Source organism: Streptococcus oralis (assembly GCF_001578945.1).
Classification (GTDB): Bacteria; Bacillota; Bacilli; order Lactobacillales; family Streptococcaceae; genus Streptococcus; species Streptococcus oralis_Q.
Genome location: NZ_KQ969551.1, coordinates 524,078 through 527,146, shown reverse-complemented (window position 1 = coordinate 527,146; position 3,069 = coordinate 524,078). Strand labels below are relative to the sequence as shown.

At 39.6% G+C, this 3,069-nt stretch carries 4 protein-coding genes; 2 read left to right on the top strand and 2 right to left on the bottom strand.

Features of this window, described 5'->3' with window-relative positions:
* Together nrdE and nrdH are read right to left on the bottom strand one after the other, a co-directional pair.
* Positions 1-1,485 (bottom strand): class 1b ribonucleoside-diphosphate reductase subunit alpha (gene nrdE, locus SORDD16_RS05190; protein ID WP_241734002.1); only part of this gene is annotated, 1,485 nt, incomplete at its 3' end.
* Positions 1,486-1,566: 81 nt separating this feature from the next.
* Positions 1,567-1,785, bottom strand: a complete 219-nt coding sequence (gene nrdH / locus SORDD16_RS05185; RefSeq protein ID WP_000259240.1) for a glutaredoxin-like protein NrdH — start codon at positions 1,783-1,785, stop codon at positions 1,567-1,569.
* A 361-nt stretch (positions 1,786-2,146) separates the two neighbouring features.
* Between nrdH and SORDD16_RS05180 the strand changes: the two genes are divergently transcribed.
* The gene (locus SORDD16_RS05180; RefSeq protein WP_000146948.1) at positions 2,147-2,410 is read left to right on the top strand and encodes a phosphocarrier protein HPr; all 264 of its coding nucleotides are present in this window, start codon (positions 2,147-2,149) and stop codon (positions 2,408-2,410) included.
* A gap of 5 nt (positions 2,411-2,415) precedes the next feature.
* On the top strand, positions 2,416-3,069 hold a 654-nt coding region (locus SORDD16_RS11820), incomplete at its 3' end, for a phosphoenolpyruvate-utilizing N-terminal domain-containing protein (RefSeq protein WP_241734001.1).

Sequence of the window (3,069 nt, the reverse complement as noted above, 5' to 3'; positions counted from 1 at the left end):
CATAAGCATAAAGTAGATGCTTGTAAATTCAATTGACTCAGGTGATCCGTATTCGATGAGTTGTTGGGCAAGGTAGCTGTGAAGCCCCATAGCACCAAGACCAAAGGTATGCGCTTGGCTGTTTCCGTTATCAATAGTAGGAACAGCTACGATGTGGGAACTATCTGTAACGAACGTCAAAGCACGAACCATAGCACGGATCGAACGACCAAAGTCAGGTGAGGTCATCATGTTGACCACGTTGGTTGATCCCAGGTTACATGAGATGTCGGTTCCCATTTGCAGGAATTCTTGGGCATCATTGAGAAGACTTGGTTCTTGAACTTGAAGAATCTCAGAACACAGGTTACTCATGATGATTTTTCCATCGATTGGATTGGTACGGTTAGCGGTATCAATATTAACGACATAAGGATAGCCAGACTCTTGTTGCAATTTAGAGATTTCAGTTTCCAAATCACGCGCTTTGATTTTTGCCTTGCGGATATTTGGATTTGCGACTAATTCATCGTATTTTTCAGTGATGTCAATATAGTTGAATGGCACACCATACTCAAGCTCTACGGAGTAAGGGCTGAAGAGGTACATTTCTTCATTTTTACGAGCCAATTCGTAGAATTTATCGGGTACTACAACACCAAGTGAAAGAGTCTTTACACGAACTTTTTCATCAGCATTTTCTTTCTTAGTGGAAAGGAAAGCGATGATATCTGGGTGAAAGACGTTGAGGTAGACAACCCCAGCACCTTGACGTTGACCAAGTTGGTTAGAGTAAGAGAAGCTGTCTTCAAAAAGCTTCATAACTGGTACGACACCAGAAGCAGCTCCTTCGTAGCCTTTGATAGGAGCTCCAGCTTCACGAAGGTTACTGAGGGAAATTCCCACACCACCACCGATACGTGACAGTTGAAGGGCAGAGTTGATAGAACGTCCGATAGAGTTCATATCATCAGTTACTTGAATCAAGAAACAAGATACCAACTCACCACGACGAGCACGACCTGCGTTCAAGAAGGAAGGAGTAGCTGGTTGGTAGCGTTGGTGGATGATTTCATTGGCAATATCTGTCGCAATAGCTTCATCTCCATCAGCAAAATAAAGCGCGTTAAAGAAGACACGGTCTTCCATACTTTCAAGGTAGTATTCACCGTCATTAGTCTTCAAGGCATATTGATTGTAAAATTTATAAGCTGCCATGAATGACTTGAATTGGAAGTTTTGGTCTTTGATAAATTGATGCAGTTCTTCCAAAAACTCTGGACGGTATTTCTTGAGAAATGCGGTTTCGATGTAGTTGTGTTCAATGAGGTAGTTGATTTTATCAGTAATTGAATCAAAAACCATGGTATTTGGAACCACATTTTCTTTAAAGAATGCATCTAAGGCTTCTTTATCTTTATGAAGCATGATTTGTCCATTAACAGGACGGTTGATTTCGTTATTGAGACGGAAGTAAGTTACGTCCTCAAGATGTTTTAATCCCATAAAATTTCCTTTATCTAATTACAAAAGAAAGGCCTCTAAGTTAGCCCTAGAAGCGAGTTTCTTCTGGATGATGTACTAAGATTATGCTAATTGTTTCAGTTTTCCTGGTTGGAAGCCTGAAAAGACTTCAGTTGGTGTTTGGATAACAGGAGCAGCGCTGAAACCAAGCTCTTTAACTTGATCAATATACTCAGGTTGCTCATCGAGATTGATCTCACGATAAGCAACATTGTTGCTATCCAAGAAACGTTTGGTCATTTTACATTGGACGCAGTTGTTTTTAGAATAAACGGTTACCATTTCTGTAACTCCTCTTTCAAAATAGATTACTTTCTTAGTATATCAGAAAAAAAACTTTGTCAAACTTTTTAAACTAAATCTTGTGCTAAAAAGTTACAGTTCCAAAACAAAAACACAACATATAGTGTTTTATCAGAGCGTAAAATTAGTTTTTCATTGAACTATCAAAGTTTATCAAAACAAAAAAACTATATACTGTATCTCGGTAAGAAAAATAGAAGATTTTCAGCAAGTTATCAGAAAGGAAATAGAAGAAAGTCAATAAAATACTTGAAAAATATCCTAGAAGATGTTATAATACAAAATTGTAAGGGTTATCACATGTAACTCAAAAAAGAAACAATTAAAGGAGAGTCAAACTATGGCTTCTAAAGATTTCCACGTAGTGGCAGAAACAGGTATTCACGCACGTCCAGCAACTTTGTTGGTTCAAACAGCTAGCAAATTTGCTTCAGATATCACTCTTGAATACAAAGGTAAATCAGTAAACCTTAAATCTATCATGGGTGTTATGAGTCTTGGTGTTGGCCAAGGTGCTGACGTTACAATTTCAGCTGAAGGTGCAGATGCTGACGACGCAATCGCTGCTATCACTGAAACTATGGAAAAAGAAGGATTGGCATAAGGAAAATGACAGAAATGCTTAAAGGAATCGCAGCATCTGACGGTGTTGCAGTTGCAAAAGCATATCTACTCGTTCAACCGGATTTGTCATTTGAGACTATTACAGTCGAAGATACAAACGCAGAAGAAGCTCGCCTTGATGTCGCTCTACAGGCATCACAAGACGAGCTTTCTGTTATTCGTGAGAAAGCAGTAGGTACGCTCGGTGAAGAAGCAGCTCAAGTTTTTGACGCTCACTTAATGGTTCTGGCTGACCCAGAAATGATCAGCCAGATCAAGGAAACAATCCGTGCCAAGAAAGTGAATGCAGAAGCAGGTCTGAAAGAAGTAACAGACATGTTTATCACTATCTTTGAAGGTATGGAAGACAACCCATACATGCAAGAACGCGCAGCGGATATCCGCGACGTGACAAAACGTGTATTGGCAAATCTCCTTGGTAAGAAATTGCCAAACCCAGCTTCTATCAATGAAGAAGTGATTGTGATTGCGCATGACTTGACACCGTCTGATACAGCTCAATTGGACAAAAACTTTGTAAAAGCTTTTGTAACCAACATTGGTGGACGTACAAGCCACTCAGCTATCATGGCGCGTACGCTTGAAATTGCAGCAGTACTGGGTACAAACAACATTACTGAAATCGTTAAAGACGGTGAT

Coding starts and splice junctions, on each gene's coding strand:
- nrdH (WP_000259240.1), bottom strand. CDS start 1,785: ATGGTAACCGTTTATTCTAAAAACAACTGCGTCCAATGTAAAATGACC.
- SORDD16_RS05180 (WP_000146948.1), top strand. CDS start 2,147: ATGGCTTCTAAAGATTTCCACGTAGTGGCAGAAACAGGTATTCACGCA.